Here is a 26,275-nt window from a genome sequence, read left to right on the forward strand (position 1 = left end):
TGGAAACAACGCCGCCGCATGGCCGGAGCGGCCAACATTGCAGGAACCGACATGACGAACGACATTCTCTCCACCAAAAGCTGGCGCCCGCGTATTGCCGGGATCGTTGCCGCACCCGTCACCCGAACCTTTGCGCTGCTTGCCCTGTGCGCGGCCTATATCCAGGGGCCGCTGACCAAGCTCTTCGACTTCCAGAGTGCAATCGGCGAGATGGAGCATTTCGGCCTTCATCCGGCTGCCTTCTTCGCGGTCGCCGTGATCGTGTTCGAACTCACGGCCTCCGCGATGATCCTGTCCGGTTTCCTGCGTTGGCTGGCAGCGCTGGCGCTCGCCGGCTTCACGCTCTTTGCCACCCTTATCGCCCTCCGGTTCTGGGAAATGCCCCTGGGAATGGATCGCATCATGGCAACCAACGCCTTCTTCGAACATCTGGGGCTGGCTGGCGCCTTCATCATTGTCGCCGCAAACGATCTGACCAAGGGAGCTTGCAAATGAGCACTCTCAAATCCTCCGGGGGCAGCTTTGCTCCCCTTGCGCAGCCAGTCTTTGCAGTTCTTTGGGCTGCAACCGTCCTCGGAAATACCGGCAGCTTCATGCGTGATGTCGCCAGTTCCTGGCTGATGACCGACCTGTCGGCCTCGCCGGCCGCCGTCGCGCTGGTGCAGGCGGCCGGAACCCTGCCGATCTTCCTTCTGGCAATACCTGCGGGTGTGCTCACCGATATTCTCGATCGCCGCAGGTTCCTGATTGCCGTGCAAATCCTGCTCGCGTCGGTCAGCGTAAGCCTCATGATCCTGGCAAATACCGGCATGCTTTCAGTCAGTGCGCTGATCGGCCTGACCTTCCTTGGTGGTATCGGCGCCGCGTTAATGGGACCGACCTGGCAAGCTATCGTGCCGGAACTGGTGAAGAGAGAGGACGTCAAGAGCGCCGTCGCGCTCAATTCGCTCGGCATCAATATCGCCCGGTCGATTGGGCCCGCTGCCGGCGGCCTGCTCCTTGCCGCCTTCGGCGCCGGCATCACTTATGGCGCGGACGTTGCGAGCTATCTCGTCGTCATCGCGGCGCTCGTCTGGTGGCCGCGGGCAAAGAACACCAATGATGCGCTGGCTGAAGGCTTCTTCGGCGCGTTCCGTGCGGGCCTGCGCTATACCCGCGCCAGCAGACCCTTGCATGTCGTCCTTTTGCGCGCGGCGATCTTCTTTGCCTTTGCCAGTGCCATCTGGGCACTCCTGCCGCTCGTCGCCCGACAATTGCTCGGTGGTGACGCAGGCTTCTACGGCATCCTGCTTGGCGCTGTCGGCGCTGGCGCGATCGGCGGCGCATTGATCATGCCTAAACTGCGCGAACGCTTCAATGCCGATGGCCTGCTTCTCGGTGCCGCTGTTATCACGGCACTCGTCATGGCCGCTTTGTCGCTCTCACCGCCAAAATCGGTTGCCATCATCGTCCTGCTCTTTCTCGGGGGCGCGTGGATCACTGCCCTGACCACCCTGAACGGCGCAGCGCAGGCCGTGCTTCCGAACTGGGTCCGCGGTCGCGGCCTGGCGGTCTATCTCACCGTCTTCAATGGCGCGATGACGGCAGGTAGCCTTGGCTGGGGTGCCGTTGGTGAAGCTGCCGGGGTGCCGGGAGCGCTGCTGATTGGCGCGGTGGGACTGATCGTTGCGGGCTTCGTCATGCATCGCTTGAAGCTGCCGGCCGGCGACGCGGATATGGTGCCCTCCAATCACTGGCCAGAACCCTTGGTCGCCGAGCCTGTGGCCCATGACCGTGGACCTGTTCTGATCCTGATAGAATACCTTGTCGAAAAACATCATCGCGCAGCCTTCCTGCATGCGCTGGATGAGATGTCTCACGAGCGGCGGCGGGACGGCGCCTACGGATGGGGGGTGACGGAGGACTCCGCCGATCCGCAAAAGATTGTCGAATGGTTCATGGTCGAATCCTGGGCCGAGCATCTTCGCCAGCACAAGAGGGTTTCCAATGCCGATGCCGACCTGCAAGCCCACCTCCTCGCCTATCACTCAGGGACGGACAAGCCGGTCGTGCGGCATTTCCTGACAATCAACCGGCCGAGAGCCGCCTAACAACGCGGCAGACCGGCATCCACCGCTGCCCGCAAATCATTGCCTTGAAAGGACAACGGTACGCGAAATGACCGAGAACTTCCCCTCCATCACCCGCCGCAGCGCCTTGCTGTCCGGAGCTGCCGCCGCAGCTACCATGGCACTTCCCACATCTTTCGGGTTTGCCGCCAACATTTCTTCCACCCCCACCCCAGTCGAAGGAGACAATAGAATGGGCTACATCACCACCAAGGACGGCGTCGAAATCTTCTACAAGGATTGGGGTGCGAAGGATGCCCAGCCGATCGTCTTCCACCATGGCTGGCCGCTCTCGTCGGACGATTGGGATGCACAGATGCTATTCTTCCTGGCAAAGGGTTACCGCGTCGTCGCCCATGACCGCCGAGGCCACGGTCGTTCTGCACAGGTTTCCGACGGTCACGACATGGATCACTACGCTGCCGACGCATTCGCCGTGGTTGAAGCGCTTGACCTGAAGAACGCCGTTCATATCGGCCATTCAACCGGCGGCGGCGAAGTTGCTCGCTATGTGGCAAAATACGGCCAGCCGGCCGGCCGCGTCGCCAAGGCCGTCCTGGTTTCAGCCGTTCCGCCCTTGATGCTCAAGACCGAGACAAATCCGGGCGGCCTTCCGATGGAGGTCTTCGACGGCATTCGCAAGGGGCTAGCCGAGAACCGCGCACAGCTGTTCGTCGATTTCCCCACCGGTCCGTTCTACGGCTTCAACCGTCCCGACGCCAAGGTTTATCCCGGGGTCATTCAGAATTGGTGGCGACAGGGCATGATGGGCAGCGCCAAGGCCCATTACGATGGGATCAAGGCCTTCTCCGAGACCGACCAGACCGACGACCTGAAGGCAATCACTGTTCCGACCCTCGTCATGCACGGCGACGACGACCAGGTCGTGCCGATCGACAACGCCGGCAAGCTATCCGTCAAGCTCGTGCAAAACGGCACCCTGAAGGTCTATCAGGGTTATCCGCATGGCATGCTGACAACGCATGCCGACGTCCTGAACGCCGACCTCCTGGCATTTATCCAGGCTTAATCGGACCGTCCGGGTGGGGCCATTTTCGCCGCACCCGGATCCGGCTGCAGAAGCTCGGCCTATAGTGGGTCACCGTGCGTTTCCTTTTCTGATTCTTCGCTCAAGCGCAGTGCTGCTCGATGGCTTTTTGTCAGTGCCGGTTGCGCAAGCGCCACGCGGCGGGAGGCACTCCCTCGGCCTTCGTGAAGCTTGCGACGAATTCATCTTCATTCGGAAACCCGCACTCTTCAGCGATCTGGGCAATCGTTTCACCGGTTCTGCTCAGCCGCGACTGGGCTCTGCTCATTCGATATGACGCAATCCATTCCGAAACGGACTGCCCGGTCGTGCGCAAAAATCCGGAACAGAGCGCATCGACTGAAAACCCGCACGCTTCGGCGATCTTATCCACCGGCGTGCCGCCCGACAGGTTCGCGGCGATGTACGCCTTGATACGCTTTTCCTGAAGCGGAGACAGTTGACCGGTGCCTGAAAGGTGCTGGATGGGAGACCGTCCGTAACGATGCGCAAGATGGGCGCTTAGCGCTAATCCTATATGAGGAAGCAGTGTGTCCCTGACCTCGTCCGGCATGTCGAACATCGGCATCAGCGCACCGCCTATGTTGCGGACCACCTGATCGTCAATCCCGCGGCAGGTTGTAAGGTCATCGATACGCGGCTCGCCGGCTTCCTCGGCGAGCTCGATGAACAGCGCGCTTGGGATATGAAATGCGAGCGCTTCGAAGCGGCCACGAACCGAAATTGCCGCGCCATTCCTCAGACTGATGAGACACATGGAACCTCTGGAATAGGTCTTCAGAGGCGTCCGTGCCCCGTCCGGCAGGATGTCACAATGATCGACGTCGACGAGATAGAGCACGACCAGAAAAGCATCATCGGCCGGCAGTAAGACTGTATGTTCGCTGTTGTCATAGGAGTGCTCGAGATGGACGACAGTAAGCGTTTCTTCGTAAAGAGGCCTGATCGCCAGCGCCCTTGCGGCATTGATCCCAAAACACGCCGCAATTTTCTCACTGACCGTCAACGCTTCACTCATATGTGTCTCGATCATCCTGACTGGGGACTATATAGCCCTACCGACGAGATGCCGCGCTTGATATTTTCCTACACGGGTCTCGACTGTCCATCTTGAATAAAAGGATCCTCGCGGGGCAGATTTTGCAAATTATTATGAGGTAGACATGGTTTAGAAAGCTGCCAAGGCTGGCAGGTCCGGTGTTCGCGTGTTTAAAAAATGAAAGAAGTGCGTCGTGGTCCAAGTTCTCCCCCTCCGCCACCCATCTTCCACTGGAAACTCGACTGACGGGTTCGGGTGCTCGTTGAAGCAGTTGTCGGTCAACCAAAGCCTACCTGGTTCAGACATCGATATCTTTCGGAAGGCGACAGACAACACGAAACTCGATCAGGTCATGACGCCGGCGAGCGACCGAGGTTTCGTGGTCGGGGTTTCCTCGCTCGGTGGCCACACGCGGCGCATCTTCCACGAACATCATGCGACTTTCCACGAATTTGCCGACAACTCGATCTATATTCGCGATCTCTCGAACGCCTACAAGGCGGATCTCCGCGGTCCTTTCGATTTCGTGTTGTTTGAAATTTCGCCGGCGTCCCTCGCCAAAATCGCCGATGATGCTGAAATGCCCGGCGTGACGTCGCTATCAGCTGAAACTGCATCAAAAGATATCGTACTTGCCAATCTCGCTCGGGCGCTGATCCCGGCACTGGAAAAGCCAGACGAGGCGAACGCGCTGTTCGTCGACCAGATGGCGACTGCCATCGGCACCTACCTCGTTCAGCGCTACGGAGGCCGGCCCGCGAAAGCCAGCGACAGGACGGGTAGCCTTTCGCGTGCGCATGAGGATCTGGCAAAAAGCCTGTTTCTCGAAAACCTCGACGGCAACGTGTCGATTTCAGAGGTTGCCCAGGTCTGCAACCTGTCGCGCGGCTATTTCATTCGTGCCTTTCGCGAGACGACTGGCATGACGCCCTATCAATGGGTCCTACGGGAGCGAATAGACCGGGCCCGCAACCTCCTGCGGAACTTGGACACTCCACTCGCCGAAGTGGCCATCGCCTGCGGCTTCGCGGACCAAAGCCATTTCACGCGCGTCTTTGCAGCTATGGTCGGCACCACGCCTGGCAATTGGCGGCGTAACGCCTGATCCAGACCAGCCCTCTTGGAAGATTCGTCGAACCGGAAGCACTTGAAGCGAAGTGAACCAACCATAGGTGGATTCAGACTATCGTTATCGGGCCCAGGGATTAATCACTTTCAACCCGGCAGCCTCGAACGGGCTTGTATCGCGAGTTGCGACCGCGAGGCCGTTCGCTGCTGCTGTAGCTGCAATGTAGCCATCAGACGTGCCGATAGCCCTCCCAGAGACTCGCGCGCGCACCATCAGTTCCGAGTAGAACTGCGAACTCGCCAGATTGAAGGACAGGATGCGCTCGGAAAAATGCGGCAACACTTCGCCCTCAAGTCGATCGCGAAGGATAGTTTGTCGCTTCCCTAGCGGCATGGCCGCAATCCCGAAGCGAAGTTCAGCAATCGTTATTACGGAAAGAAACAGCGTCTCGATGGCTTGGGCATCTAGCCAGGCGACCACTCGCTCATCGGGAGCCGGTTTCCACGGTTCGGATAAGACGTTGGTGTCCAACAAGATCATTCGAAGGGCATCGGTACAGCAGGAGTGTCATCGCGATTATTCTGAAGCGCTTCGACATCCAGATTGGAAAGCTCAGCTTCACGGCCAATAGCTGCCAGTAAGGAACCTAGCTTCACGCGCTCAGAGGGACGGACAGCGGCTTCGATAATGTCACGGATCTCGGCCTCGGTGCTGCGGCCATGATGTGCCGCTCGCACCCGCAGAGCACGATGTGTTTCGTCAGAAAGATTTCGAATGGTGACCGCCGGCACTGATATCACCTCCGTACGAACGATGACTTTGATATCAAAGTACGCAGAACGATGCAAGATTTCAAGGGATTTGAAATGGGCAAGAACGATATCGGTCCACGTCGATAGATTGAAAGGGATCAAACCCCGCTCCTCCAAGAGCTGCTTTCACACCTCCAGAATGCCCGCGATCCTGACCAGATCTGCAACTGACGATGCATGCATTTTCCGCATCATATGACCGCGGTGAAGCTTCACTGTGGCCTCAGCGAGTTGAACCTCTGCCGCAATTTGCTTGTTCAGCTTCCCGGCGACAACCAGTGTCATAATCTGCCGCTCACGGTCGGTAAGTTTGGAATACCTTTGGCGCAATGCAGCCGTTTGGCTTGCCTCTTCCCGGCGAGCGCTATCGCTTGCCAAGGCGCGGTTCACCGCTTCGAGCAGGTCCTGCTCCCGCACTGGCTTGGTAAGCACATCGATAGCTCCGGCCTTCATGGCGCGGACAGCCATCGCGACGTCCACATGAGCGCTGATCAGCACCACAGACCTTGGGCGCCCGCCTCTTGCGAGCGCCTCTTGGAACTCCAGGCCGCTCTGACCTGGCAAGCGGATATCCAGTACAATGCAGCCTGCACGATCAGGATCATCCACAGCAAGAAACTCGGCCACAGAGCAATGGGTTTCAGCCACAAGTCCGACAGACTCGAACAATCCTCTCAATGCTTCGCGGACACTTTGGTCGTCATCGATGATAATGACTGTCGGCCGGCCTCTTTTGCGATCATCTATCATGGACGCTCACGCCCTCTGCCAGAGGCAAGGTAAACGTGAACTGTCCCCCTCCCCCGTTCTCCGCAGCCGTAGCCCAAATCCGGCCGCCATGCGCTTCGACGATGGAACGGCATATCGACAAGCCCATTCCGATGCCTTCGGCCTTCGTGCTGTAGAATGCTTCGAAAACGCGCTCCAACTGGTGAACAGCTACCCCGCGCCCCGTGTCCGAAACACTCACTTTCACAAGTTCCTCATCTATAGTACATCGGATGACGATGCGTCGTGCCTCGCAAGAAGCTGCCATCGCTTCCGCGCTATTCATGATCAAGTTTAGAACGACTTGCTGCAGTTGTGTCCGGTCTCCTACGACTTCAATAGGCACTTCCGCCATATCAAGAACAACGTCTATCCCGCGCCTTTGAAGTTCGCCAGTCAACAGATTCAGCACCTCACGCACGGCAGGTCGGAGGTCGGTTTGCTCAATTTTCGCAGGCAGCTTTTGTGCCATTGCCCGGATACTGGTGATAATGTCGCCGGCGCGATGCCCGTCCCTGACGATCCTTTCGGCTGCCAGCCGCGCTTGCTCCAGATCGGTGTGACCCGGCTGTAGCCATCGCAGACATGTGCCCGCATTCGTGACGATTGCCATCAGCGGCTGGTTGACTTCATGGGCAATTGAAACGGCAAGTTCACCTGTTGCCGTCATCCGGGTCACATGCGCGAGTTCGCTCTGGCTTTGTCGCAAGGACTCTTCCGCCCGTTTGCGATCCTCGATATCCACGACGACGCCGTACCATCTGACAACGTTTCCATCTGGATCCAGAAGGGGGCTTTGCCGTAGGTTGAACCACCGATATTCGCCATCGGCGCGTCTGATGCGGGCGTCTACCGGACGACTTTTTTTTGAAGCTACGATATCGTCCCAGGCCATACGCATCGGCTCGACATCATCAGGATGAAACATGCGATAAAAACCGAAGCCGACGATCTCTTCAAAAGGCAGGCCGACATAATCGATCAGGTTTCGATTAAAATATTCAAGCCGGCCATCCGAGGTACACGACCAAGCCATGGCGGGTATCGTGTTGATGATTAGATTGAGCTTGTGTTCACTTTCCCTGAGCGCAGCTTCGCTTTGTCGAAGAGCGTTCTCCGCATATTGCAGGTCTTCGATATCGATATTGACGCCGAACCAACGAACGACGCCGTTGGCGTCGACTAGCTTGCGTCCGGAGAAGTAAAACCAACGGTATTTGCCGTCTGCTCCGCGAATACGTCCTTTCAAAACAGTGTGGTCGGAATGCTCGAGGTCTCTCTTCCAGATGTCCACCATGCCGGGAATATCGTCTGGATGATAAAGGTCCAGGAAGCCCCAGCCGAGGATTTGGTCGGCAGGACGACCCGCATAGTCCAGCCAGCTTTTATTGACAAAATCGGCGCTGCCATCCGGTCGCGCTGACCATACGAGAACCGGCAGCGAATTGATGATGAGGCTGAGGTTCTGCTCGCTGGCCGCGAGCGCAGTCTTCGTTTCCTTCAATGCGTTTTCGGCCTGTTTGCGGTCCTCGATATCGAGGACCACACCGTACCATCTCAGGACATTTCCTTCTGCATCGAGCCGCGGCTTCTGGCGGAGCGTGCACCAACGATATTGGCCATCTGCGCGCCTCAGTCTGCCCACGACCTCCCTGGCATGCTTCGAGGCCATGATGTCATGCCATTCCGAAGCGAGATGTGACGTGTCGTCAGGATGAAATAGCTTGTAGAATCCCACTCCGGAGATTTCCTCAAGCGGCGCCCCGATGAACTCGAGAAAATGCTGGTTGGCAAAATCGAGCATGCCTTCCGACGTTGCGGACCACACCATGGCGGGGATTAGATCAATAATGGGATCGGTTTCCGGCTCTCGTTCCACCGCACTCTCCGTTCAGAGTTTGAGACGTTCGCGAGCCTAGAAGTTCCGACTCATGTCAGGAAGTAGAGAAGGGTGGCCGATCGTCCGACGGAAATAGTTACGGGATTTCCAGGTGTTGCGTAAGGACAAATCGATATACGAAGGTCTATGGTTGCAATGCCACCGTCTAGTTGCAGGCGACCTAGATCGCAATTGAGAGCGATCAGAAACCCGCTTACTCCTACGCATAGAAGCCCTTGACGAATGGCGACGTCGGCTGATCCGTCGTTGCCCTCACTCAAACATCTACGTGCATTGGAATTCTGCATCACTGCCATTTCCTGACTGATGCAACAGCATTCGGTGACGTGGTTTATCGCGACCCGAACGGCCCAAAGCAGCCCTTACTCGAAACCAACTTTCGTTTCATCTCGACCTATGGGGAGACTATCATGCGTAGTTTGATCATGTGCCTGATGTTGGCGACCGCCAGCATGACCACGGCAACAATGGTAAGCGCACTTCCTGCGCACGCCACGGCGGAGCTTCGCGAAGCTCCGGTTCCCATCCACTACCGAACCGCAAAGATCGAGGGCCTCGATATCTTCTACCGGGAAGCTGGCCCGGCCGACGCTCCGGTCGTGCTGCTACTCCATGGGTTTCCGACGTCCTCCCACATGTTCCGGAATCTGATCCCGCTTCTTGCAGACCGATACCACGTCATCGCGCCGGACTATCCCGGTTATGGCCAAAGCGCGTCTCCCGACCGTGGTAAGTTTGCCTACACGTTTGGCGGCGTCGCCGATATCGTAGACAAGTTACTCGACCATTTGGCGGTCAAAAGCTACGCAATGTACGTCATGGATTATGGTGCACCGGTGGGTTACCGCCTGGCGCTGAAACATCCGGAACGGGTGAGTGCGCTGATCATCCAGAACGGCAACGCCTATGATGAAGGGCTGAAGGAATTCTGGGATCCCATCAAGACCTATTGGTCCGATGGGTCGGACAAGAGCCGCGGGGCGCTCTCCGGTCTGGTCACGCTCGAAACGACCAAGTTCCAGTATACCGATGGCATGGAAGACGTGTCGCGCATCAGCCCTGACAACTGGGTTCACGACCAGGCTCTTCTGGACCGACCTGGCAATAAGGATATCCAGCTCGACATGTTGTATGATTATCGCACCAACGTTCCGCTTTACCCCGCGTTCCAAAGTTTCTTTCGTGAGCGCAAGCCGCCCACGCTCATCGTCTGGGGCAAGAATGATTACATCTTTCCTGAGGCCGGCGCTCATCCTTATCTCAAGGATCTTCCGGATGCCGAACTTCATATCCTGAACTCAGGTCACTTCCTGCTCGAAGAAAAGTTGGACGTCGCTGCTCCGCTAATCAACGATTTCCTGGATCGCCGCGTCGCAAAGAAGTGACGATCAGGCATGGTTGCCGGCGGTGTGGCGAAGGTTTCCGTCAAGTCGAGGTCGCACCGCTGAAAAGCCGTTACCAAATTCCAGATTTTGGAGATCCCCATGCCATACCATTTTTTGGAAGTTGCAGTCACTCCGAATGTGCGGCTGGCACAAGCTGAAATGGGTGCCGACCAGATCTGGTTAGGCGACCACCATCGGGAATCCGACAGCTTCACCGACAGCGAACTGGCTTTCATCTCTGCACGGGACAGCTTCTACATTGCCTCTGTGTCGGAAACCGGTTGGCCCTATGTTCAGCATCGCGGTGGTCCAAAGGGCTTTCTGAAAATCGTCGACAGGAAAACACTGGCGTTCGCCGACTACAGGGGCAACCGCCAATATATCAGTACCGGAAACTTTGCCGCAAATGACCGGGCCTGTCTCTTTGTGGTGGATTACCCGCGACGAGCCCGCCTCAAGATCTACATGCATGTCGAGAAGCTGACACTCGATGCCGACCCGGCGCTGGCCGACCTGGTTTTCGACGCCGGCTACCGAGCAAAAGCAGAGCGGATTTTTCGACTGCGGCTGGAAGCCTTCGATTGGAACTGCCCTCAACATATCACACCGCGTTACACCGAAGAGGAGGTCGAGAAAGCGGTGGCAGCGTTGCGTGAACGCTTAGCCGAACTGGAGTCGGAGAATGCAGAATTGCATACGCGGCTCGAGGCCTTGCGAGGAAGATAATGAACGCCACAAGACCCAGTTGCAGGAGTTTTCACGAGCTTCTGCAACAGAAACGGCGTGCGGAGGACGGCTGGAACAACAGCAATCCCGAAAGGTCGCGCTGGCCTATGGCCACGACAGCCGGTGGCGCAACCGGTCCGAGCTTATAAACGGCGAGAGCACTCCCGGTCTCAGCGATTCGGTTTCTATGGGGAAAGAACGACATGACGCATACCACCCATCACCGCGTTGATATCGACGGTCGTGATGTATTTTATCGGCAGGCCGGAGAACCAGCCAAACCGGCCCTGTTACTGCTGCACGGGTTTCCGTCATCGAGCCACATGTTTCGCGATCTTATTCCACTGCTTGCGGACCGATTTCACCTCATCGCACCCGACATTACGGGGTTTGGCCAGTCGCAAGCGCCTGCGCGCACAAATTTTGCCTACACGTACGACAATCTTGCCCGCATCATCCAGAGGTTCATTGAGGTGCTGGGCATCGGGCGGTTTGCTCTTTACGCCTTCAAGGCGAAGGTGCCAGGGGAAGCGTGAGCGCCGTCGCAGCCGATGTCGCAACCGCTGAAGGGTGTGACGCTCTCGTCGCCAAGGTTCCTCATGTCGATATCCTGATCAACAATGCGGGCATCTTCCAGCCGCTCGACTTCTTCGATGCGGACGACGAGGTCTGGGATCGCCATTGGCAGGTAAACGTCATGTCAGCCGTCAGGCTTTCTCGTGCCTATCTTCCGGGCATGCAGAAGCTCGACTGGGGCCGCGTTATCTTCATCGCGTCGGAATCCGGCTTTAACATACCGGTGGAGATGATTCATTACGGCGTCAGCAAGACCGCGGACATCGCGGTTGCCCGTGGGCTTGCCAAGCGCATGGCTGGTACGGGCGTTACTGTGAACTCGGTTCTTCCCGGACCGACACTGTCCGAAGGCGTCGAGGCGATGCTTGCCGAAGAGCGTGCGAAGACGGGCAAGCCGATCGAGGAGGTCGCGGCGGACTTCGTCAAGAAGCATCGTGGCGGTTCGAGCTGCAAGCGTCGAGGAAATTGCCAACCTGGTAACCTATCTGGCGTCGCCTTTGGCATCCGCGACGACAGGAGCTTCCATGCGCGTGGACGGAGGGCTGATCGACACGCTCTGAGCTGATCCCTCACCTGACCTGCCGTTGTTCGTAGGGCGGAGCCTTCCGATCGCCTTCTTATTGCGGCCGCCGGCACGCGTGTGCGGTATGAAGGAGGCATGAATCAGACAGGCTGCTTTGCAACACCAATTCGCTAAAGAGCAGACCTTCAGCCGGCCTTGAAACTGCATGCTGCACCTTGCGAGCCCGATCAACCGCTGCCAGGCAAGGGCAAATTCACAATGCGGTACAGTGGGTTAGACCTTTGTCTGATCCACCCCGGACTGAGGTCGTAGCCTTGGAACAGCCGGCACTCCCCTTCGTTTGCCAGACAGCCGCCGGTCAAACTGACCCAAGGCAAAACACAAACATTCGGAGGAAATCACATGATCAAGCTCACCCACATTGCGTTCGCTGCAGCCTTGCTGGCAAGCACGACGGCGACGGCATTCGCGCAGTCATCCAGCACCGTCGGCACGGGCGGATCGTCGGCGGGCGGCGGAACTTCGAGCAGCACCGTTGGTACTGGTGGAAGTTCCGCCGGCGGTGGCGACTGCCCTGCCGGAACTAAAAACTGCGGTTCCGGTTCCGCCTCGACCATCGGCACAGGTGGATCGTCGGCAGGCGGCGGCAAGTCCAGCAGCACCGTGGGCACCGGTGGTTCTGCTGCAGGCTCCGGTTCCGGCTCGGGTTCGGCATCGACACTCGGCACAGGCGGTTCCTCTGCGGGCGGCGGCACGTCGAGCAGTTCTGTCGGGACCGGTGGGTCGGCCGCAGGGTCAGGTGACGCCAATTCGGCCTCTTCAGTCGGCACGGGAGCATCGTCGACTGACGGCGATAAAACCGGCAGCACCGTCGGCACCGGCGCAAGCCAAGCCGGTTCATCCCATGAGAACAATGGGAAGAAGGGCTGCGCTCCGGGCCAGATGAAGAAGAATGGCTCCAGTCATTCATGCTGAGGCATCCGGCCGGCGCCACAAGGCGTCGGCCCTTTCACCGGAGAAAGCAAATGATCAACACAGTCAAAGGCATCATCTATGGAGCCGCGATCTTGGTAGCCGGTCAGGCTGCCTCGGAAGATATCAAACTGGACGACGGGACAACCTGCACGGTGGTCGAAGGCCGGACCTCATCGGGCAATATATCTACGACCGTCACCGCCGGAAACGGCAAGGTGTCTTCTTCGAGTGCGACCGGCGCCGGCTCGTCGACTGCGGCATCCTCGTCTTCAGCTAGCTCGGCAGGCGCGGGCAGCGTCGACAGCTACTCGACGGCAAGTGTCACGCGGCCCGACGGAACCGTCATCACCAAGCGCTCGGACGGCACCTGCTCTGTCACGAAACCCAATAAATAGGAGACCAGACATGAAGATCATGAGTTTGATCGGCGCGGCCAGTATCGCAGTTTTGTCCACCACGGCCGGCGTCTCGGCACAGGACTGCAACGCGGCTGGAACTGTCGGAACGGGCGGAAGTGCGGCGGCTGGCGCAACGTCTGCGAGTTCCGTCGGGACGGCGGGCGTGTGTCAGACCGACGAAGGGACGACCTCCTCCGTCGGCTCAGGCGGGAGCGCTGCAACCACTAACGGCAAGGCCATGAGCAAGACCCATGTCAACGACAACGGCGACAAGCTCAGGTCTCAGACGAAGGCCCAGGCCGTGGACAAAGGCACCTTTAGCAAGTCGCGGACGAAGACGAGCACGGATGGCGACAGTCTCCAGAGCACGACCCGCACGATGTCGCACGAGCCCGGCCAGAAGCCCGTCAAGAACACGACCGAACAGAAAATCATCCTGCCGCAGCAGTAATGGTGGCCGAGATTGCGCCGTCCGGCGCATTCATCGAGGGTCGATGACAACAACTTGGGAAAGGAAAATCAGATGAACAACCTGATCTGGCTCGTAGGCGCCGTTGTGATCGTACTGGCTATATTGAGCTTCTTCGGCTTCCGCTGAGCTCCAGCCTAAACCAGCCGCGTCTCAAGACCGAAATCGTAACTGGCTGATCGCGGTGAATGGTGGATGTGTATTTCAACCTTCACCGCCTAGGCAAGTTGCTCGGGCACGAGACCGCCAGTCAACAATACGCTTCGGGGAGTGCAAGTCGACAAACAGGTTCGAGCTCGATCCGGAATTCGCCTTGAGAGACGAGCAATCTGTTCGTGGCTGTTCGGGGCGAAATATGCGATGGTCATTTAGAAATGTCAGGCGACTATCGGCCGGCATGCACCGGAGTTCATCGCCATTCCTCTGCATCGGTACGCAGGATCGGAAAGGCGGATGTCAGCCGGCGCGGGGATCCATCTGCTTCACCGAGATTCTAGACGAGCGCACGCTGGCGATACCCCGACCGCCCGGGCAGCAACCGTCTCGTTTACGTAAGTCTGCGCACCTGGTGCTGGCAGCTAGGCCTGCCTCAGCCAGTTGGGCGCCGCCTTGCTGTATACCCCACTACATGCAGCCGCAACGCATGCGGCAATGCCGCCGAAGTAAAAGCGCCGACCGGTTATCCCCGGCCCGTAATGGGCATATTTGCCCGAGTTCGTCAGTATGGTTTTCGCAAAGGTGGGAATAATCGGATCAGTGATCATGCACCAGCATGTGTCCGTCACGAACTCCACCCCGAAGCGTTGAAGGGCCGCTATCAGCCCGGCTTCGTTGGCCTTATCGTGCGTTGCGCGTCCGCAGGTAACCACCATCGCCACATCCACATGCTTCATTCGACCGCTGCACAGAGACGCGAGCCTCTCGATTTCGCTGATCGAGAAATGCGGATTGCCGAGCGAGACGAGATCGACGCGCTCATCGTCGGCGCTGTTGAGTTCCTCCCAACTCGACGCGAGTTCCTCGAGCCGAAGATCGATCGAAGGGATGCTGATGCCTGAGGGGACAACGGCATCCAGCGTCTTTGCCTCGGGCGTCACCCCCACGATGTGAAACATCGGTGCACTGGAAACGGTCGCAAATGCGGCGCCGAAGGCCTTGAGATCGTCATTGGTTGGACCGGCCTGATCAAGACCGGAGACGACAGGGATAAGGTTCGATGCCAGCGCACCAATGTGATAACCGAGCAGCGGATAGAAGCTATCGTCGATGTTTTCGATATTAGCGACACTGACAAGCAGCCCGGCTTTCCGATTGCTGTCGATATGTGGGCCTGCCAGAGGCGCGCGGCCGGTTAGTGCGATGCAAATGTCGAGAAAGTCCGGATATTTCATTGTCCGCGCACCGAGAACGCTGTTGGCGTAGATGACGGCATTCGATTCTGCCCAGGCCACCTGCTCGCCGATCTTGGGAGCCGTCTCGAGCAGATAAGGCGCGCAGGTGAAGGTCGGCCGCGCACCCATTTCGACATAGACGTCACCCAACTGACTGGCCGGCTCGCCCAGGACGGGATCAATACCTTGCGAGCGCCAGCGTCGATGATCGACCGAAATCGAGTTGAGCGTTGTCGGCACCACAACGCGCCCGCCCAGATCCCGCAGTTTTTCGGCAAACGAAAGCGAGCCCGGTCCGCTGTAGATGCAGCCGTCGACGTGGACTTGTGAGACATCCATCAATTGTGTGGCGCCCTGCAGTTTCGCCATTCGCAGGATGATGCGGATCGCCGATTGTGCAGCCTTGCCGTGAGCACCAGCCAGATAAGCTCTATCCCGCTCCGACAATGCGACTTCACCGAAAAGAGGGGCAGAGTCTTTGCTATGCGACGGAATGGCGTCCATTGCCAGCCCGTCGGTGGAACAGGCAACAACGTTTCCGTCGATCTCGACAAATGCCGAACTCACCACCTTGCGAAAATTCTCGGGCGCGAGCGTTACAACGGGAATAGATTGACCGAATACCTCCTCGGCGATCACGACACCGAGCGTGAGGATATCCTCCTCTCGCTCGAACAACATCGCTTTGGGACCATTGCCATTGAGCAGCAGTTCCAACATCACGCCGCTGCCAGAGCAGGACCCCCTGCCCCCCGGGATCGCGAGGATATGGTCTTTGAGACCGCGGCCGCTCAAGGGGTGATGCCGATCGATCACCTCGCCGGTCCAGGGATCGACCCCGCCCCAGAAACTCAGTTCCAGATCGCTTGCAACAACATTGCCCGAAGCCTTGCCGTGCACGTAAGCCGTCCCTGCGAAAATCAGTCCGTCAACAAGGTTGACCATCCGTGAGCCTTTCAAGGTGGTGGCTGTGCAAGCAGTTTTGAGTCGTTCGAATCTGGGGCTAGCTTGATCGCGCCGGCGGCAATCGAGACGGGCGCCCCGCTCTCTACCGGATTAAGGCGGCCTTCGCAAAACGCAGAATATGCCTGAGTATGCTCCGGGTGGCCATCTGTTGCCGGCCCGCCCCGGCTGTTCCAGTTGGTGCAGAAAGTGACAGGGCGATCTTGGGATTTCCGCGACGCTTTACGCATAGCGCTGACGCGCCAGCCAGACCGTGCGCCCGCCACAATCTGGGTCTTCCGCAACATGGGCAACAACGTCAAAGCCATTCCGGTCGAGCAGCATGCGGTATTCGTCGGGATCGAGGCTGGCATGATAGAGAGGTTCCCCCTCCAGCGTGCCGATAACTTCGCCGAAGGCGGGGCCACTCGTGAACAGCAATGGTGCTTCCGGTTCAGCATGGTCGCGGAAGATGGAGAACATCATGCGCTGATCGGAAGGAGCAAGGTGAAACAGGCTGTCCCAAGCGATCAGCCCGCCATATCTCCGATCCAGTTTCAGCGAGCGCATATCCCCCACTTGCGCTGTCTCGCCGGGAAGATTGGTCCGGAATATGGAGATCATTTCTGGCGAACTGTCCACGCCTGTAATCAGATGACCTCCGCCAGCAAGGTACCGAGCGATTGGGTCACCTGAGCCACAACCAATATCGAGCACCGCCGCCATTCGTGGCAGCATCTCTGCAAACCGGTCGATCCATGCACGCTCCAACAGTGCCGTGCCGCGCGCCGCTGTCCACGCATCAGCATGGCGACGATAGAGGTCGATAATGCGGCCGGCTGCGTCGCTCACGGTCTTCCTGTCGATTTCCTATCTCCAGTGCAACAATGTGTTCCCGACAGGCGATGCTCTATCATATGCGCCGGTTCGGCGACAGCTATTGGCAGCTCGACCGCGCCGTCCTCCGATGGAACGAGACATTCGACAGCCTCCTCTCCTGGATCCAGGGCGCACGCCTGCCGCGGTCAGTTGCGAGTTTCTATATCCTTCGCCGGATCGAGCAGTCGGCCGGGCGAGTGATCACGAAGAATGTCTGGCAAACCGCGTGCTCCGTCGCATCCGCTCAGAAACAAGTTCTGATCTCCGGCCATGTGAGGTATTCATCACAGATCTAAAAGCGCTCGTCTGCTTCGAAGCGTCAATCCCCGGAGTTGCATCATGAAAATTGCGCCGCAACAGCGGATCTATGTCTGCTTCTTTCTCTTCGCCGTGTCGCTGGGGGCGCTGCTGTCGAGGATGCCGGATTTGCAGGATGCGCTTGGCGTCGATAAGTCCGAGCTCGGGTTGACGTTGATAGGGGCTGCGATCGGCGCCTTGATTTCGTTGACTTTGTCTTCGCCCTTGATCGCCCGGCTCGGCGCGCGGACGACGGCGTTCATTACAGTTCTCGGCACATCTGCGCTGCTGTCGCTGGTGCCATGGATCGGCGCTGCGCCGGCCGTGTTCTGTTTGCTTTTCGTCGAAGGGCTGCTCGCCGGGGCGCTGGAGATCAATCTCAATGTCGAGATCGACCGCATCGAAGCGCAGCTGGGACGCGGCGTGATGAACAGAGCCCATGGCTTCTGGAGCCTCGGCTTCTTCGTCACGGCGCTTGTCTCTTCGGTCGTCCGCCAAGCCGGTATTTCGATGCAGCTACATCTCGCCGTGACCTTTGTCGCGGTCCTCGTCATCGGCATCTGGGCGATCGCCGGCATGCGCAATGCGCCAGCGCGGATTACGGAGGACGAGGGCAAGGCGCCGCCGGTAGCGCTTCCTACCTGGGGACTAATGCCGCTCTGTGTCATCGGCATCGCCGCCTTCCTCGTCGAAGGTGCCGGGATCGACTGGTCGGCGATCTATATGCGCGACGTGTTTTCAGTCGAGCCCTTCATCGGCGGACTGGGATTGACACTCTTTACCTTTTGCATGGCGCTGGCGCGCCTGTTCGTTGATCCGCTGGTCGATCGGTTTGGTGCGCGCGCCGTCGCCACGATGCTGCTTGTTCTTTCGGCGATTGGCATCTGCGCCGTCGGGGGCGCACCGCATTCCTATGTCGCACTGGCGGGCTTCGCCTTGATGGGCGCCGGCTGCAGCGCGGTCTACCCCCTCGCCGTCTCGGCGGCCGCCCAGCGTACCGATCGCGCGGCATATCTCAACGTCGCCGCTCTCGGCCAGATGACCTTCGTCGTCTTCTTCCTGGCGCCGCCTCTGCTCGGTTTAATTGCCGAACATGCAGGCATCAGGACATCCTATCTCGCCTGCCTTCCGCTGATCATCTACGCGCTCTTTTCGGTCAAGGCGCTTGGCGCGCGCCGGACTGCCGATGGCGGTAGCGTTGTCGTGCGGATCGAGCGAAAGCGCGCAGATCAGCCCGCGGAACAAGTGGATCGATGCCAATCGGCATCCGGCATGTCCCCGAAATGACCGACGCGAAGCCAATGTTCGCCGAGACGATTTCAGTTTGCCCGTGGCGTGCTCACCAGAACCGCCGCCGCATGGTTCGCGGCCTCGATTGCGGCACGAATTCCACTTCCACGCGCGAGTTCTGAGGCGAGAACGCCGGTGAATTCGTCGCCGGCACCATGGGTGCTCACCAGTTCCACCTTGATCGCCTCGATCGAGAACGCATCACCTTCCCGGGTCGCGCAGGCGACACCATCGCCGCCCGCCGTCACGACCACGACGGGGAATTTCGCCGCGAGCAGTTTCGCGGCATTCGCGGCGCCCTCGAGTGTGTCGACAACTGGAAGCTCGGCCAACTGCTCGGCCTCGATAGCGTTGACCACCAGGACATCGACCAGTTGCTGCAAATCAGCGGAGAGAGGTCGCGCGGGCGCGGCGTTGAGAATCACTGTTCCGCCCGCGACCTTCATGGCCTTGGCCGCCGAGACGTTGGCGTGATCAGGCACCTCATTCTGCAGGACCAGCAGCGCTCCGTCGACGAACGCCTTCGAAGCTGCATCCACATCCACTTGTCCCAACATCAGATTGCTACCGGAAACGATGACCGCGCCGTAGTCGCCTTCACTGTCGAAGATTGCGACGCTCATGCCGCTACCGACCCCGGTCACTTTCTTGACGAAGCGATGATCGACCTTGCTGCGGGCCAGGTTGTCGGTGAGGGCATGGCCGAAATCGTCGTCCGCGACCGCACCAATCATCGACGTCGGTATCCCTGTCTTCGCTGCCGAGACTGCCTGATTGCCACCCTTGCCGCCGCATTTCGGGTGCCAGTGATCCCCCGTCACGGTTTCACCCTTCCGAGGACGTGCCGGGCCGTGCACCATGATGTCATAGTGCAGGCTGCCGAAGACGACGACGGAGGGTGATGCGGAACTCATGGAAGCCTGTCCTTGCGTTTGGATGCGACGGCGGACATCGTCTTCTCGAGATTTTTCTCCGCCGTCTGATAGTTTCGCTGCGCGACGGCCATGAAGAGCGCGTCGAGGATGTTGAGCTGGGCAATCCGGGCTGCGGCGTTCTCGCCCATCAGAGGCGATCCTTGCGCGGTGGAACACAGAACGATGTCGGCGATCTGCGCAAGCGGCGATCCACCGTAATTCGTGACGGCGATCGTTCGCGCCCCCGACTTCCGCGCGAGCTGGATGGCGTCGATGACAGCGGTCGTGTTCCCGGAATGGGAGAAACCGATCGCGATGTCGTCGGCTCCGAGCAGCGACGCCGACATCAGCATCATGTGCGAATCGTCCTGGACATTGGCCCGCACGCCGATTCTCAGGAACTTGTGCGCCACGTCCCTGGCAATCTGTGCCGAACCACCAACCCCGTAGAAATCACGTTGCCCCGCCTTGGCGAGTATATCGGCGGCGCGGTCGAAACCGTCGACATCCAGGATCGCGAGAGTCTCCTCCAGCGCATTTATCGACGTCCGGAAGACCTTCTGAATGATCTCCCTCGAACTGTCATCGGCTGACAATTCCTGATGCATTTCAGCGGTAGGAAGCCTGTTGTAATTCGACACTGCAGTGCGGAAATCACGATAGCCGCTGAAGCCGAGCTTCTTGGTGATCTTGACCACCATGGCCTCGGACACTCCCGCTTCCGCCGCCAGATCCTTGAGAGCGGTGTCCTCGGAAAAATCCCTCAATCCGAACACCGTCTCCACGACACGCGCCTCCAAAGGGGTGAGCTGCGGCATCATCATGCGGATGCGCGGGCCTACCGCCTTGGGATCATTTGCAGAATTCATCCTCTACCCCTTGTGACGCGATCGATCATCATGGCGACCAGGATAATAAGACCAGTGGCCAGAAGTTGGTAGAAGGCCTGGACATTCATCAGCGTCAATCCATTGCGCATTGCGCCGAGGATGATCGCACCGAGGATCGTGCCGATGACGCTGCCCTTGCCGCCCATCAGAGAGGCCCCACCAATTGCGGCGGCCGCGATCGCGTCGAGTTCCCAGAGATTGCCGAGGATCGGTTCGGCGGCACCCAAGCGGCCGACCAGGATCATCGAGGCCAGGGCAGCGAGGACCCCCGAAATCACATAGGCGGTGATCTTGGCGATGGCGATCGGTACGCCGGCGACATAGGCCGCTTCTTCATTGCCGCCGACAGCGAGCAGGTATTCGCCAAGCGGTGTCTTCTTGAGCAGCACCCAGGCGAGCAGGGCGACGACGGCGACCATGATGACCGGAATGGGAAGGCCGAGCAGGGAGCCGTTGAACAGCGACCGGAAGCCCGCGGGCACACCGAGAACCGGGTTGCCGCCCGTGTAGATCAGCGCAATGGCGCGATAGGTGCTGAGCGTGCCGAGCGTGACGATGAAGGGCTGAAGGCCCGCATAGGCCACGAGTACGCCGTTGACGAGACCGCAGATAGCACCGATCGCAAGGCCGGCCAGGATGGCGAGCGGAACGGGAACGCCGGCGACAAGCATCGTGGCCGTAATCACGGCAGAGATCGCGGCCGTCGGGCCGACCGAGAGGTCGATGCCACCGGAGATGATGACGAGCGTCATGCCGAGTGCCAGGCAGGCGTTGATACTCGACTGCTGAAGGATGTTGAGCAGGTTTCTTTGCGAAAGAAAGTCGGGTGCCAACAATCCGAAGATGACGACGATGGCGATCAATCCAATGAGGGTGCCCGCATCGCGTACCGAGAACGATCCGAACTGTTTGGAAGTGGGCGCCCCGGCATTCTGGGTCGTGTCAGACATGGATATGTTCCTGTAGGTCATGCCGCACCACGGCGGTTGTCGGCCTTCCCAACGGCGTGGGAAACGATGGTTTCTTCGGAGAGGTCTTCGCGGCCGAGTTCAGCCACAACAGCGCCGTCGCGCATGACGAGGACGCGGTCGGACACCCGCATCACCTCGGGAAGCTCGGAGGAGACGACGATAATCGAATGTCCCTCGCGAGCGAGGTCTTCGATCAGCTGATAGATTTCGGATTTCGCGCCGACATCGATGCCGCGCGTCGGCTCGTCGAACAGCAGGATGCGCGATCCGGCCGCCAGCCAGCGTGCGATGATCGCCTTCTGTTGGTTGCCGCCGGAAAACAGTCTGATCTGCCGGTCAAGCTGGAAGGGTCGCAGGTTGACGCGCTTGAGCAGGTCTTCCGCCGTCCGCTTGAGTTTCCGATGGTTGATGATCCCGGCTTTCGAGAAGCGGTTCATCGAGGGCAGCGCCATGTTCATGCTGACGGACCGGCCCGGAATGATGCCTTCGCGTTTGCGCTCCTCGGGTAGCAGCCCGATACCGGCGGCGATCGCCGCACGTGGATTGGACAGCGCCAACGCCCTTCCGTCGACCTTGACCGTGCCGGAGATAAGCTTGTCCGCGCCGGAAAGTGCGCGCAGGAGCTCGGTGCGGCCCGAGCCGACGAGCCCTGCGACGCCGAGGACTTCGCCCTTGTGAAGGTCGAACGAGACGTCGCGGATACGGTACGTCGAAAGATTGCGGACCTCGACACTCACGGTATCTGTGGTGTGGGAATGATGCTCTTCAGTCAGCAGCTCGCGGCCAACCATCATCGCGATGACGTCGTCGGGTGAAGTCGTTTTCAGATCGATACCGACGCCCACGACCTTGCCGTCGCGCATCACCGTGGCGCGCTGGCAGACCCGGAAGACCTCGTCCATCTTGTGGGATACGTAAATGATCGAGACGCCGCTCGCCGCCAACCGCTCGATGATCTCGGCGAGCCGCTCGAATTCGCTCGGCGTCAGGCTCGAGGTAGGTTCATCCATGGCGATGATCTTCGCCCTGTCGAGAAGCGCTCTGGCGATCTCGACGACCTGCCGCTGGGCGACCTTCAACGTCGAGATGGGAACCGAGGGATCGATGGACGGATCGATCATCGCAAGCGCCTCGGCCGCGCGCCGTTCCTGCTCACGGTGATTGACGATCACGCCGCCGAAACGGGTCAGGGAATGGCCGAGGAACATGTTCTGGGCAACGCTGAGATGCGGGACTTGCTGAAGTTCCTGGTGGATCATGGCGATCCCTGCCTGGCGAGCGCTGTCGGGCTTGCGGAAGTGGTGCACGGTGCCGTCGACTTTGACTTCGCCTTCCGTTGCCCGGAAGACCCCGGACAGAATGCGCAGCAGGGTGGACTTGCCTGCGCCATTCTCGCCGAGCAGCGCGTGGATTTCACCCGGGGCGACGCTGAACGAAACGTCGGACAATGCCTTGACGCCCGGGAAAACCTTGGAGATGCCTTCGAACGCCAGTCTGGGAGATGCCATGACAGTCCAACCTTTGAGAGTGCGGACGGCCGGCGGGGCCGGCCATCCTGCCTTGGGAGGCGTTTACTTTCCTGCGGCCTTCATTAGCACCGAGCGAACGTCGCCGCCCTGATAGTCCTTGATGTTGTCCTTGGTGATCAGGGCCTGCGGGGTTGCGACCACGCGCGGCAGCTTCTGACCGGAGACGAGCCGCAACGCGACTTCCATCGCCACCTCGCCCGTCAGGACCGGGAAGCTGTCTACGGTGCCCGTGAGTTCGCCGGCTTCGATCGACTTGTAGGCATCGGAAATGCCGTCGGTACCGAAGACGACGACCTTGTCCTGCAGGCCGGCGGCCTTCACCGCCTCGACAACACCAAGCGCCATGCCGTCATTGTTGCAGTAGAAGCCGACGAGATCAGGATGCTGCTGGAGAATGTTGGTTGCGGCGTCATAGGACATCTGGCGATCCCAGTTGCCCGGAACGCTGGCGACCACCGTGAACTTGCCGCCCTGTTCGATCGTGCTCTTGAAGCCATCGGTGCGCTGCACGGCAGCATAGACACCGGCCTGGCCTTCGATGATCGCGACCTTGCCGCCATTGGCGCGGTTTTCGATGAACCACTTGGCGACGCGAACGCCGTTGTCACGCTGGACGTTGCCGACATAGTGCTCGGCCTGCGGGATCACCGCATCGTTGACGTTGACGACCGGTACGTTGGCGGCTTTCGCCTGTTCGATGACCGGCTGCAGGTTGGCATCGGTCTGCGGCGAGACCAGCAACACCTTATAACCCTGAGTGACCATGCCCTCGGCGATCGTCAATTGGCCGAGCTGGTCACCCTCGCTTTGCGCCGCCTGATAGGCGACGGTCACGCCGACCTTGTCGGCGAACGTCTGATAGCCTTCGCCGAGCGAGCGCCAGTATTCATTGGTGAGCGTCTTGGAGACGCCGCCGACCTTGAGGCCTTCGGGCAACTTCGGCAGCGCACCGAGCTTGGCGTCGAGATCGGACCAGTCCATGCGGTCCGCTTCCGAATCCGAATTGAGCGGCTTCAGTTCCTGCGCTGACACGATGCCAGCGCAAAGGGTTGCGGCGAGAGCCGCAGCAAGAATTCTCTTCATGTTTTCCTCCCGGAAAGTTGGGGTGGTTCAGTGCTCCGCGCCGAACATCAGCTCCTGAACGATGGCCTGCGTGGATACGGCGTCCTGTCGGTCAATCGCGCTTGCAAGGCGATTGTCCTGCTCGAGGCGGTCGACGACCTTCAACATCCGCTGGACGGTCTGGATGTTGACCTCGCATTCGTGAACCGGATCGAGGCCGGTCATATCGGGGAACGTGTCGAAATAGATCGCGCCGTCATAACCATCCCGGCGTATCTGGCGGAGTAGCTCGATCGTTTGCAGCGTGTGCACCGCGCCGACCATCAGACCGTCGTCGCGCTTGGCGTAGCCGTCGTTGAGGTGGACGCCGAGCACGCGGCTATGACGGGCAATCAGTGCCGCCGCAAAGGCGGGCTGCTCGTCGGCATAAAGGACATGGGCGAAGTCGAGCGTGACGCCAAGATTGGCAGCGCCGACCTCCTTGATAGCGAGCAAAGTCGTGGCCGCATCCGGCATCAGACTGTAGGACCGCGGCTCGTTCGGCTTGTACTCAATCGAGATCAGGCAATCCGGATCATGGGCGCAAACTTCACGGATTCCATCGATTTCGTGTTGCCAAATCTTCGCGTAGTCCGCCTGAAAGGCATAATCGAAGCCATCTTGCCCAGGCCAGATGGTCATCAGATTGGAACCGGCTTCACGCGCTGCATCGATGCCCTTCTTCGTCAGGTCGATCGCTTCACGGCGGACCACTTCGTCGGGATGGGTGAAAGCACCAAGTTTGAAGGCGGGGTTGCTGTAGTAGCGCATAGCAAAGCCGTTGATCGAAAGGCCGATATCGCCAAGTTTTCGAGCCAGTTCTGCCGGATTTTCGCTCATGTGATCCGGATAGTTGAGATCGAGGTCGGTAAGGCCCTTCACCTGGGCGGCGCGCTCGGCCATCTGCATGACGGAGGGCTTCGACGACTGGTCGGGCCATTCGATATGGGACGCGGAGGCGAACGAGTTCAGCCGGGTGGCAAAGCGTGTCGGGTTCAAAGGATCATTCCAAATCTGTGAAGTTGCGCACTACTTCACAGATTATTTATTATTTGTAAAGTTCAAAAATGCCATGGGTGCAAAAAATTGGTGCAGGCCATTGCTGGTACCGACGCCTCATCGGCAACCAAGCGGACTGGCGCAACGGTGCAAGGCAAACAAAATCGCCAGCGGATTCAATCCGATGATCAGGCAGGCTGCTCGTCTGAGCGACGGCCGCGACGAAATGCCTGCCGCATGTACGGTCGCCCGGCGCAGTTGAAGTGATCGACTATCAGAACCAGCATTTCGAGCTGCTTGCGCATGACATCGATCTCGCTGTCGACCTTGTCGGCGGTGACGAGCCGATTCACGACAGGCCAGACACCCTCGTTATCAGTTGTCGCTAGTCGCGCGCTGGCGGATTAGCTCGATGAGGACACGCAGTTTGGCTGGCATGTGTCGGCGTTGGGAGAAATAGAGGCTGAGCCCCGGATAATGGGGAGACCAGTCTTCCAAAACGGGTATGAGATTACCTGAAGCAATATGTGGCGCAAGCGCGTGTTCACCCAGATAGGCGAGCCCGAAGCCGGCAAGAGCTGCCTCCAAGATAAGGTCAGACCCATCGAATGTAAGGTGACCAGTGACATCAATCACTCGTGTTTCGCCGTGTTTCTCAAACTCCCAGCGATAGAGTCTCCCGCTCGTCATGCGCATTTGGATACAGACGTGCCCGGCCAGATCGCCCGGGACGATTGGTTTTGGACGACCATCGAAATAGCGCGGGGATCCGACGACGAAAGACCGCATTTCCGGAATGATCGGAACGGCGACCATGTCCGGTGAGATCGCCTCGGTGAGACGAATGCCCGCATCGAAACCTTTGCCAATGACGTCGACAAGTGCATTCTCGGTCACGACCTCGATATCGACGTCCGGATATCGGCAGCTATATTCAAGAATAATCGGCTGCAGCAGAATGCGCGCCGCACCCGGCGCCATGTTCAGCCGGAGTCTCCCGGTGGGCCGGTCCGAGTGTTCGCCGACATTCTCGATCGCTTTCTCGAGCGTCTGCAGGGCCGGTTCGATTTCAGACAGGAATTGCTCTCCGGCCGCGGACAAGGCGACACTCCGCGTAGTGCGGTTAAAGAGCCTGACGGCGAGGCGCTCCTCAAGCGCGGCGATCGCATGGCTTAAAGCCGATGACGACATCCCCAGCTCGCGCGCGGCAGCCCGGAATCCACGATGACGCGCGACGCCGGCAAACGCTTCAAGCTCGATCAGGCTTGCCCTCATT

At 59.2% G+C, this 26,275-nt stretch carries 26 protein-coding genes and 3 pseudogenes; 14 read left to right on the top strand and 15 right to left on the bottom strand.

The features are described 5' to 3' along the window. Nucleotides 1-51: 51 nt before the first annotated feature. The 3 genes from FHT69_RS14010 (at nt 52) to FHT69_RS14020 (ending at nt 3,138) form a co-directional block, all read left to right on the top strand. Nucleotides 52-495: a DoxX family protein gene (locus tag FHT69_RS14010; protein ID WP_097631640.1), complete on the top strand. Its 444-nt coding sequence runs from the start codon at nt 52-54 to the stop codon at nt 493-495. Next, on the top strand, nt 492-2,090 hold the full coding sequence (locus tag FHT69_RS14015) for an MFS transporter (RefSeq protein WP_097631633.1): 1,599 nt from the start codon (nt 492-494) through the stop codon (nt 2,088-2,090). Before FHT69_RS14010 ends, FHT69_RS14015 begins: the two co-directional genes overlap by 4 nt. 211 nt (nt 2,091-2,301) lie before the next feature. Further along, entirely contained in the window at nt 2,302-3,138 is an 837-nt protein-coding gene (locus FHT69_RS14020; protein ID WP_409527533.1) for an alpha/beta fold hydrolase, read from the top strand. Between the two features lie 130 nt (nt 3,139-3,268). Here FHT69_RS14020 and FHT69_RS14025 read toward each other — a convergent pair whose 3' ends face one another. Continuing rightward, nucleotides 3,269-4,174: a helix-turn-helix transcriptional regulator gene (locus tag FHT69_RS14025; RefSeq protein WP_244604755.1), complete on the bottom strand. Its 906-nt coding sequence runs from the start codon at nt 4,172-4,174 to the stop codon at nt 3,269-3,271. Between the two features lie 292 nt (nt 4,175-4,466). Between FHT69_RS14025 and FHT69_RS14030 the strand changes: the two genes are divergently transcribed. After that, nucleotides 4,467-5,300 (top strand): helix-turn-helix domain-containing protein, encoded by an 834-nt coding sequence (locus FHT69_RS14030; protein ID WP_183905549.1) that lies wholly within the window; start codon nt 4,467-4,469, stop codon nt 5,298-5,300. 84 nt (nt 5,301-5,384) lie between these two features. On the opposite strand, the gene FHT69_RS14035 is transcribed toward FHT69_RS14030, so the two are convergent. The 4 genes from FHT69_RS14035 to FHT69_RS34655 form a co-directional block, all read right to left on the bottom strand. Beyond that, nucleotides 5,385-5,804: a type II toxin-antitoxin system VapC family toxin gene (locus tag FHT69_RS14035; protein WP_183905497.1), complete on the bottom strand. Its 420-nt coding sequence runs from the start codon at nt 5,802-5,804 to the stop codon at nt 5,385-5,387. Then, nucleotides 5,801-6,055, bottom strand: a complete 255-nt coding sequence (locus FHT69_RS14040; protein ID WP_097544240.1) for a FitA-like ribbon-helix-helix domain-containing protein — start codon at nt 6,053-6,055, stop codon at nt 5,801-5,803. Before FHT69_RS14040 ends, FHT69_RS14035 begins: the two co-directional genes overlap by 4 nt. A gap of 147 nt (nt 6,056-6,202) precedes the next feature. Next, a complete protein-coding gene (locus tag FHT69_RS14045; RefSeq protein WP_028757555.1) occupies nt 6,203-6,826 on the bottom strand; it encodes a response regulator transcription factor in 624 nt (207 codons plus the stop codon). Next, a complete protein-coding gene (locus tag FHT69_RS34655; protein WP_183905498.1) occupies nt 6,816-8,723 on the bottom strand; it encodes a PAS domain S-box protein in 1,908 nt (635 codons plus the stop codon). Before FHT69_RS34655 ends, FHT69_RS14045 begins: the two co-directional genes overlap by 11 nt. A 431-nt stretch (nt 8,724-9,154) precedes the next feature. Between FHT69_RS34655 and FHT69_RS14055 the strand changes: the two genes are divergently transcribed. The 9 genes and pseudogenes from FHT69_RS14055 to FHT69_RS34785 all read left to right on the top strand — a co-directional run. Next, a complete protein-coding gene (locus tag FHT69_RS14055) occupies nt 9,155-10,129 on the top strand; it encodes an alpha/beta fold hydrolase (RefSeq protein WP_183905499.1) in 975 nt (324 codons plus the stop codon). A 99-nt stretch (nt 10,130-10,228) separates the two neighbouring features. Continuing rightward, nucleotides 10,229-10,855, top strand: coding sequence for a pyridoxamine 5'-phosphate oxidase family protein (locus FHT69_RS14060; protein WP_183905500.1), 627 nt, complete (start codon nt 10,229-10,231; stop codon nt 10,853-10,855). Beyond that, a complete protein-coding gene (locus tag FHT69_RS14065) occupies nt 10,812-11,087 on the top strand; it encodes a DUF1348 family protein (protein ID WP_244653192.1) in 276 nt (91 codons plus the stop codon). The genes FHT69_RS14060 and FHT69_RS14065 overlap by 44 nt, the downstream gene beginning before the upstream one ends. Further along, nucleotides 11,059-11,379: pseudogene (locus FHT69_RS14070) on the top strand (alpha/beta fold hydrolase); the annotation flags it as partial. The gene FHT69_RS14065 and the pseudogene FHT69_RS14070, both read left to right, overlap by 29 nt. After that, nucleotides 11,358-11,991, top strand: a pseudogene (locus FHT69_RS14075) (SDR family NAD(P)-dependent oxidoreductase); the annotation flags it as partial. The pseudogenes FHT69_RS14070 and FHT69_RS14075, both read left to right, overlap by 22 nt. 365 nt (nt 11,992-12,356) lie before the next feature. Further along, nucleotides 12,357-12,929, top strand: coding sequence for a hypothetical protein (locus FHT69_RS34175; protein WP_097544201.1), 573 nt, complete (start codon nt 12,357-12,359; stop codon nt 12,927-12,929). Nucleotides 12,930-12,979: 50 nt separating this feature from the next. Next, on the top strand, nt 12,980-13,324 hold the full coding sequence (locus FHT69_RS14085; RefSeq protein WP_183905501.1) for a hypothetical protein: 345 nt from the start codon (nt 12,980-12,982) through the stop codon (nt 13,322-13,324). Between the two features lie 10 nt (nt 13,325-13,334). Then, entirely contained in the window at nt 13,335-13,778 is a 444-nt protein-coding gene (locus FHT69_RS14090) for a hypothetical protein (RefSeq protein WP_028757460.1), read from the top strand. Nucleotides 13,779-14,052: 274 nt separating this feature from the next. Then, a pseudogene (locus FHT69_RS34785) lies at nt 14,053-14,341 on the top strand (hypothetical protein); the annotation flags it as partial. 33 nt (nt 14,342-14,374) lie between these two features. On the opposite strand, the gene FHT69_RS14095 reads toward FHT69_RS34785, so the two are convergent. Further along, nucleotides 14,375-16,132 carry an aconitase X gene (locus FHT69_RS14095; RefSeq protein ID WP_183905502.1) on the bottom strand — a complete coding sequence of 586 codons (1,758 nt, stop codon included), beginning with the start codon at nt 16,130-16,132 and terminating at the stop codon, nt 14,375-14,377. 240 nt (nt 16,133-16,372) lie between these two features. Beyond that, nucleotides 16,373-16,981 carry a class I SAM-dependent DNA methyltransferase gene (locus FHT69_RS14100; protein ID WP_097623375.1) on the bottom strand — a complete coding sequence of 203 codons (609 nt, stop codon included), beginning with the start codon at nt 16,979-16,981 and terminating at the stop codon, nt 16,373-16,375. Nucleotides 16,982-17,347: 366 nt separating this feature from the next. Here FHT69_RS14100 and FHT69_RS14105 point away from each other — a divergent pair, with 366 nt between their 5' ends. Then, nucleotides 17,348-18,592, top strand: a complete 1,245-nt coding sequence (locus tag FHT69_RS14105; RefSeq protein ID WP_245445215.1) for an MFS transporter — start codon at nt 17,348-17,350, stop codon at nt 18,590-18,592. Between the two features lie 32 nt (nt 18,593-18,624). Here FHT69_RS14105 and FHT69_RS14110 read toward each other — a convergent pair whose 3' ends face one another. The 8 genes from FHT69_RS14110 to FHT69_RS14145 all read right to left on the bottom strand — a co-directional run bounded on the left by FHT69_RS14110 (nt 18,625) and on the right by FHT69_RS14145 (nt 26,274). Beyond that, a complete protein-coding gene (locus FHT69_RS14110) occupies nt 18,625-19,509 on the bottom strand; it encodes a ribokinase (RefSeq protein WP_097623374.1) in 885 nt (294 codons plus the stop codon). Further along, nucleotides 19,506-20,378: a MurR/RpiR family transcriptional regulator gene (locus FHT69_RS14115; protein WP_028757177.1), complete on the bottom strand. Its 873-nt coding sequence runs from the start codon at nt 20,376-20,378 to the stop codon at nt 19,506-19,508. Before FHT69_RS14115 ends, FHT69_RS14110 begins: the two co-directional genes overlap by 4 nt. Then, nucleotides 20,375-21,349: an ABC transporter permease gene (locus tag FHT69_RS14120; protein ID WP_183845459.1), complete on the bottom strand. Its 975-nt coding sequence runs from the start codon at nt 21,347-21,349 to the stop codon at nt 20,375-20,377. The genes FHT69_RS14115 and FHT69_RS14120 overlap by 4 nt, the downstream gene beginning before the upstream one ends. A gap of 17 nt (nt 21,350-21,366) precedes the next feature. Continuing rightward, complete coding sequence (locus tag FHT69_RS14125; RefSeq protein WP_183905503.1) at nt 21,367-22,878, bottom strand: sugar ABC transporter ATP-binding protein; 1,512 nt, start codon at nt 22,876-22,878, stop codon at nt 21,367-21,369. A gap of 63 nt (nt 22,879-22,941) precedes the next feature. After that, on the bottom strand, nt 22,942-23,982 hold the full coding sequence (locus FHT69_RS14130) for a substrate-binding domain-containing protein (RefSeq protein WP_183905504.1): 1,041 nt from the start codon (nt 23,980-23,982) through the stop codon (nt 22,942-22,944). Nucleotides 23,983-24,009: 27 nt separating this feature from the next. Continuing rightward, on the bottom strand, nt 24,010-24,999 hold the full coding sequence (locus FHT69_RS14135; protein ID WP_183905505.1) for a sugar phosphate isomerase/epimerase family protein: 990 nt from the start codon (nt 24,997-24,999) through the stop codon (nt 24,010-24,012). Between the two features lie 188 nt (nt 25,000-25,187). Then, nucleotides 25,188-25,352 (bottom strand): hypothetical protein, encoded by a 165-nt coding sequence (locus tag FHT69_RS14140; protein ID WP_183905506.1) that lies wholly within the window; start codon nt 25,350-25,352, stop codon nt 25,188-25,190. A gap of 22 nt (nt 25,353-25,374) precedes the next feature. After that, a complete protein-coding gene (locus FHT69_RS14145; protein ID WP_097623372.1) occupies nt 25,375-26,274 on the bottom strand; it encodes a LysR family transcriptional regulator in 900 nt (299 codons plus the stop codon). Nucleotide 26,275 lies beyond the last annotated feature (1 nt).

The sequence above is a fragment of the Rhizobium sp. BK008 genome, from assembly GCF_014197345.1.
Classification (GTDB): Bacteria; Pseudomonadota; Alphaproteobacteria; order Rhizobiales; family Rhizobiaceae; genus Rhizobium; species Rhizobium anhuiense.